Below are 6,225 nucleotides of genomic sequence, written 5' to 3' on the forward strand. Positions count from 1 at the left end.
AATGGCCGGTTTTTACACCGCCGCGCTCAGCAAAACGCCGGCGCTCCATTGGCCTGGTTTGTCACCGCCATGCACAGCCGTCACTTCGGCCACCACGGGCGTTTTCCACGGCCTCACCATTTCGGGAGGCGGGCTTTCCTGCTCTACCTCGTCTGACGTGCCGTTCACGATCATGAAGAACGGCAACGCTGCAACGTCGTTCTTTTTCAACTCGGTGAACTTCGGAAGCGGCTGCAACTACAACGCCAATCTCAACACGGGCGCTGCTTTGACCGTCACGCCCTAATCGAAGCTAACAGGGGGGCGGGGCAACCCGCCCCCTTCTGCCGCCCGCGCCGATCGCGACGGCAATTCGGTTCAAAAGGCCACACGAACCGATCCTGCATAGCCGGCACGCGCGATCGAGCGCGCCACCCAGCTATAGGACTGACAGTGGATTCCATCGCGGCGCGCGCGAGCCCACGCCAGATCAATCACGAGATCGCCCCACCGTTTAGCGACGTTTTCGATCGCGGCCGTGGCGCGGCGATCATAGGGCAAAAGCCAAACGACCTTGCCGACCTGGAGCTTGCCCCGGATCGCGTTGAGATTGTCGGCGAGGTGCGGATTGCCGGCATCATTCGCGCCGGCCGAGATCACGGCGCTACCATAGGAACCCGCAGGCGTCCGATCGAGGATCGCGGCCGAGCCGATCCCGGCCCTCGCTACGACCGTGCAGCGGTTGCCGAGCGCAGCCCGCACCGCAGCGGCCGTGCCGTCCGCGTGACTATCGCCAAGGATCAGGCAGGACGCGAGCAGCATCACCGAAATTCGCCTCTATTGCCGCCGCAAGCATGTCTTGCGCGGCTATTTCAGCCGACGCCGCTTCCAGATCGATTTGGAAATATTCGGTTGGAAGCGGCATCGTTCGCGCGATCAGAAAATAGCGCAGGACCGCATTAGCTCCCGGCGTTCGCGCCCAGCGCCGCAGTGCCGGCGTATCCTTGAATCCACCCGTCGAGAGCATTTCCAAGACCGCCCGATTGATATCGTGAGCGTCGAGGATCAGTGGCACGTCACCTTCCGTTGCGTGCGGGGGCCAAGAGCCGCCCACCGTCATTCCTCCACGGCCGCGATCGAGCGCGGGACGTATCCGGAGGGATTGTAGGAAACCACCCGGATCGGCGACGAATAGGGGTTCATGCTCCCGGCCTTCGGAGAGGCCCGAGGAGCGCGCTTCGCTACGGCCGCCACCCGAACAGGCGAGGCTTGGGGAGTCGGCCTCGCAGCGATGACAGGGGCGGTTGTGACCGGCGCATTATTCACCGTCGCGATCGTCTGAGGCGTCACGGTCAGAGTGTCATAGGTATGGAAGCGCGACGACAGCCAGCTACCCCATTGGTGTGCATAGACCATGATCGCCGCCCGATAAGGGGCGTTGTGGATCGGCGTTCGCGAGTGGTAATTCGCCACCCGCGTCCAGATATCGCCGCGATCGTTTTTGATGTGTCCGCGCAGCCGCCACGCCGCCAGATCGTAGGAATAGCAGCCCGGTTGCGCCACGTCCGCCGTCCCGATCCCGTAGCGCGCGAGCGTGCGAATATAGGCGGTGTTGAACTGCATCGAGCCGATATCATAGGTCGCGTTGGTGTTGCGGACCCATTGCCCCGGCTTGCCGCCTTCCTTTTGAGCGACGGCAAGGATGATGTTGGCAGGCACGCCATACTTGGCCGCCGCGCCGATCGAGCAGACGACCTTTTCATGGATCGCGGGCGGGATATCCGCTGGCATCATGGATTATTCCCCCGATTCACAAACTCGGAAACTTCATTGCTGGCGTCCACACGAGTTGAGGGGTTGCTACCCCGCTGACTTCCCGAGATCGCGTCGCCGCCAAACCCGCCGGGGTCCGCGCCGATCGCTTCCGAAGGGCCGCCGTCGCCATCGAGCGCGCCGCCGTCAGAGCCACCACCACCGAACGAGCCCGAACTACCGGACGAATAGGAGCCGATCGGCGAGGTTGTTGATCCATACGAGCCGAACTCGCCGCCGCCAGTGCCGCCCGAGCTTCCACCGCCACGCGATCCCCCGCGCGATCCCCCTGCCCCGGTTGCTGGCGTCAGGGTTTCGCCGCCGCCTTTCCGCCTCGCAGCCGCCGAGCCGGGGTTGCGGATTTCCGATGCGATTTGGCCGCCGACCGTTCCGGCGACACGCGCGCGAGCCGCGTCAGCTACAGCGCCCATTTTGTTTGAAGCGGTTCGCGCGATCCCACCGCCGAGGTTAGAAGCCATATCGGCCGCGAACAGAGCACCCGTCGCCAACGCGCTACGGCCCTGCGATCCGCCGCCGCCTTCTCCCGCGCCGCCGGCCCCGCCGCCGTCTTCACCCAGCGCAGCGGACGCTTGCGCCGCAGAGCCGGCTTCCGCCGTCGCGGCCACGACTTCTTCGGCTGACCCGGCCGCCGCGCCATCGGGCTCCCCGACCGCCCCGGCGATCCCGCCGCCGGTAGTGCCAGCCGGCGAGCCAGCGCCAGAGGTCGCAGTCTCAGCGCCGCCGCCTTCCGCCGTCGCGGCGCTACGTCCACCCCCGGCGTTGTCGTTCGCGCCACCAGCGCGACCGCCACCCATCGCCGAGGAAAGCGGAGAAGGGCCGCCACCGCCACCGCCACCGCCGCCACCGCCGCCGCCGCCGTCAGGTCCGAGACTACCGCTCCCGCTGGACCCGCCGCCGGACGAGGAACCGCCGCCCGAGCCCGAGAACATGCCGCCGCCGCTTGCCATGTTTTCCTGCGCCGACTTGAACGCGGCGCTTATCGCGCTTGCGCCGCCAGCGGCGTTCGCAGCCCCGGCCGCGAGCGCCGCGCCGCCAGTTGCCGCCGCCGCAACAGCCATGCCGCCCGCAGTCATCGCCGCGCCCGCGCCGAGCGACCCGACATTCGCAGCACCGCCGACACTCGCCCCGGTTATGATGCCGGCGACAATGCCGGGAATCTTATTGACCAGCGCCAACAGGATCACGCAGGCGACCATCATCGCCGCCAGTTCCTTGATCGTCGTCACTGACGACATGCTGGCGTGATATTGGTCAACAAACGTCTTTCCGATGCCGACGAGTAGAACCATCGCCATTAGTGACGCCGCCACGCCGAGCACCGTCTTGAAATAGTTGATCGCCATGTCCGAGGTCCAACGGGAACCCCCGAAACCAAGGAAGAAGATGCCGCCGAAAGCGAGTATCCATGCTGACACGAGCAGCAGGAGCATGTTGACCGCCACAAGGGCCAGCACCACGAGAATAATGCACGCGATGATGATCCCGACCGCAGAATCCACAGGCTCCCAAATCGAAGACTGATCGACCGTCGTGGAGACGATATCGAAACCGATATCGACAATGCTTCCCGGCGTTACAGGGCCTATGCTCGCTGCGTTGGAGCCTAGCTGTTGCAGAGATCGAATGATGGCGTCCGCGATCGAGGGGCCATTCGTCAGCAGGAAGAAATAGAAGCCGGTGAAGACCACAAACCGGATGAACTCGGAGAAAAACTCTCCAAGATCGGCGCGGCGTAGAGCCATGAGGCCCATCGTCCACACTAGGCTGATCGCCGCCAGACCCCAAAACAGGAACGAGGCTGCACTTGTCATCGCAGAGGACCAGCCACGGGCCGCCGCCGCGTAGCGATTCTGGATATCGGTGAACATGCCGCCGCCCTCAGTTTGGGCCAAGGCAGGCGTCGCTACCGTTAATGCTACCAACGTGCAGAGCCCCAACAGGGCCAGCTTATTGCGAGATACAACCATCGTTCCGGCCCTCAGTTATCCGAACTTCACTCGCTCATTTCGGCGTTGTGTATTCGTACTTCCCCGGCGGTGTTTTCTTATAAGACCCGCCGCGCGGATTCGGTTTTGGCTGGATCGGGGCTGGCGCGGTGACAGCAACGGGTTCGACCACTTCGGGTTTGGCACGCATCATCATCACGAGCAGGCCGAGGAGGATGACGATAACCGCCACCAAGAGACCCACGAGCTTCATATTCATTTCGTCATCCTCCTATCGGCGCGATCAGTTTGGCGTCGTATAGCCATAGGTGCCGGCCGCATCCTTTGTGTAAGAGCCAGAGCGTGCCTTTTCAGACGCCGCGACCCGCAGAGCCTTTTCGTCCATAGCGGCCTGCTGGACGGCCAGCGTGGCGGCCTGCTGCGCCATTAGCTGCTGGCGCAGGGCGAGAAGCTGGTTGGCCTGATTAGCGGCGAACTGGTTGGCATAGCCGAGGGCCTGCGCCTGCCCGTCCGCCGATTGGGCGTTGCGCTGCATCTGTTCGAGCGTCGCTGCTTCCTGCTTCAACTGCGTCTGTTGGTCACTGATACCCCGCAGCACATCGTCGTTTGACGCCATGAGAAGCTGTTGCTTGGCACGCTGATTGGTTTGAAGGGCGGCGCGCTGTGCAGCGGTGCAACCTGTCGCCGAAAAGCAGGCCGAGTTTCTGTAGTAATTCGGATTTTGAAATTGGCTCAGATAGGCGTCGATCCCGCCCGTCTGGCGTGTCAACGAGTTGAGCGTATTCGACGTATTTTGCAGCCCGTCGATGGTGCTTTGGGCTTGGCTCCACACGTAGGCCGCAGGAGCCAGCGTATTTTTGAGCATGTTCTGATATTGTTGAAGCTGGGTTTGGTACTGCTGAACCTGCTTCGCCACCTGTGCGACGCTCTGGACAGCCGTGATGGTGTTTTGCTTGACGCTCGCCACATCGACCACGGCGAACTGCGCGTAAGCGGGCGTTGTCATCGGGGCGGCGATGACGGCCAGCCCGAAGCCAATTTTAGCGGCTAAAATTACCTTTCGCATTGGACTCACTCCTTGGGGTTAATAGTCGAAAGCACGATACGGCTTTGAAAACGCGAGGTCTTTCGTGACCACGACGTTGAACCGGAAGCCGGGCCGGATCATCAACGTAGGGGAGATATTGAGGTTCTTTTGGATCATCATAGCGGTAGCTTGACCAAGCTGTTGCCCGAGGGCTTCGCTCAGGGCCGAGCTTGCGCTTTGACGGCTGTTGCCGTTGCTATCGAAGTTGGATTGGGGCTGACTGAGCGTTGCGCCCGCCGTCACGCCAGACATGAACAAGGCCGATCCGAAGATGCGCAGATAGTGATTATTCACCTTGTCCTTGAAGCCGCCATAGCCGGCGCTGTCCGAGCCGGGCATCGCGCCAATGTCCATCGCCTTGCCATCCGGAAAGACGATCCGCTGCCACGCGATCAGCACACGCGATTGTCCATATTGAACGTCAGCGGAGTAGGAGCCCACCAGCCGCGCGCCTTGCGGGATCAGGAGGTATTTGCCCGTCGCGCTGTCATAGACGTTCTGTGAGACTTGAGCGACGATTTGGCCGGGCAATTCGGAATTGATGCCAGAGATCAACGTCCCCGGAATCACGAAACCGGCGGTTAGCTGATAGCGCGTGCGCGGAGCCGCAGGCTGCGAATCCAGTTGCCACCGATCGCCGCCTTGCTTGTTGCCGAACTGGCCTAAATCCCTCCCCTGCCCCGTGGCGTTCCCACCGCCGTTCGCGGCCATTTGACCTTGGAGGGCGGCGAGCGTTTGCAGATCGGTTGAGGATGGGCCGTTGCCTTCCGCCGCAGCCGCCGCGATTTGCTGGCGCAGAGCTTCAAGGCGTTGCGCCGTGTCGCCGTTGGCGCTTGCGCCGCCGGGCGAGCCCGCGCTACGCGCCGCCGCCATTTTGATGTTCGTCGGCGCGCGAACCGCGTCCGTGAACATTTGCGCCTTGGCGGCGCGCATAGCTTCGATGCGTTGCCGCCTCGACATGACTTCGGGCGAGACTTGGGGAGCCTGTCCATTCCCGGCATAGCCCCCCGGAGGCACGGGAGGCATGTCGGGATTGACGGGGGCGATCGGGACGCCATTGGCGTCGAGAGCAACCGGGCCGGGAACCATCGTCGGCGCCGTTGGCACGGTCGGAGCGCCGTTCGCGGAGGGGACTTCCCCGCCTTCCGCGTTGCCGGCGACCTGTCGCGCCATGTCCAGCGAGGTTTGGCCTTTGTTGGGCTGTTGTAAATCCTCTGGCTTCACCGTCTGCATTTGGCCGCGTTCGATAACGACCATGACGACGATGAGCAGGAAGACGACGACGAGCGCGCCGACAATGTAGGGCTCTGTTGCAAAGATTGGCGGCAGTCAGAGGTAGGCTGTCGCTCTGCGCCGATCAGGCGGCTGCTGCGAAATGGT

The 6,225-nt window shown here is 63.2% G+C and carries 8 protein-coding genes; 1 reads left to right on the forward strand and 7 read right to left on the reverse strand.

What is annotated here, in order from left to right:
* A partial coding sequence (locus tag AC3WLD_RS18735; RefSeq protein ID WP_213503726.1) for a hypothetical protein occupies nucleotides 1-286 on the forward strand: 286 nt, incomplete at its 5' end.
* Between the two features lie 71 nt (nucleotides 287-357).
* On the opposite strand, the gene AC3WLD_RS18740 is transcribed toward AC3WLD_RS18735, so the two are convergent.
* The 7 genes from AC3WLD_RS18740 to AC3WLD_RS18770 all read right to left on the reverse strand — a co-directional run bounded on the left by AC3WLD_RS18740 (nucleotide 358) and on the right by AC3WLD_RS18770 (nucleotide 6,102).
* Complete coding sequence (locus AC3WLD_RS18740; RefSeq protein WP_213503727.1) at nucleotides 358-801, reverse strand: hypothetical protein; 444 nt, start codon at nucleotides 799-801, stop codon at nucleotides 358-360.
* Nucleotides 767-1,054: a hypothetical protein gene (locus AC3WLD_RS18745; protein WP_213503728.1), complete on the reverse strand. Its 288-nt coding sequence runs from the start codon at nucleotides 1,052-1,054 to the stop codon at nucleotides 767-769. Before AC3WLD_RS18745 ends, AC3WLD_RS18740 begins: the two co-directional genes overlap by 35 nt.
* A gap of 41 nt (nucleotides 1,055-1,095) precedes the next feature.
* Entirely contained in the window at nucleotides 1,096-1,770 is a 675-nt protein-coding gene (locus AC3WLD_RS18750; RefSeq protein WP_492558389.1) for a transglycosylase SLT domain-containing protein, read from the reverse strand.
* Nucleotides 1,770-3,680, reverse strand: coding sequence for a P-type conjugative transfer protein TrbL (gene trbL, locus AC3WLD_RS18755; protein WP_341897540.1), 1,911 nt, complete (start codon nucleotides 3,678-3,680; stop codon nucleotides 1,770-1,772). Before trbL ends, AC3WLD_RS18750 begins: the two co-directional genes overlap by 1 nt.
* Before the next feature lie 133 nt (nucleotides 3,681-3,813).
* Nucleotides 3,814-4,017, reverse strand: a complete 204-nt coding sequence (locus AC3WLD_RS18760; protein WP_299103697.1) for a flagellar basal body L-ring protein FlgH — start codon at nucleotides 4,015-4,017, stop codon at nucleotides 3,814-3,816.
* A gap of 24 nt (nucleotides 4,018-4,041) precedes the next feature.
* Nucleotides 4,042-4,824: a P-type conjugative transfer protein TrbJ gene (gene trbJ / locus AC3WLD_RS18765; RefSeq protein ID WP_341897542.1), complete on the reverse strand. Its 783-nt coding sequence runs from the start codon at nucleotides 4,822-4,824 to the stop codon at nucleotides 4,042-4,044.
* Between the two features lie 18 nt (nucleotides 4,825-4,842).
* Nucleotides 4,843-6,102, reverse strand: coding sequence for a TrbI/VirB10 family protein (locus tag AC3WLD_RS18770; RefSeq protein ID WP_492558390.1), 1,260 nt, complete (start codon nucleotides 6,100-6,102; stop codon nucleotides 4,843-4,845).
* Nucleotides 6,103-6,225 lie beyond the last annotated feature (123 nt).

It is taken from the genome of Novosphingobium sp. FW305-C-111, assembly GCF_058783565.1.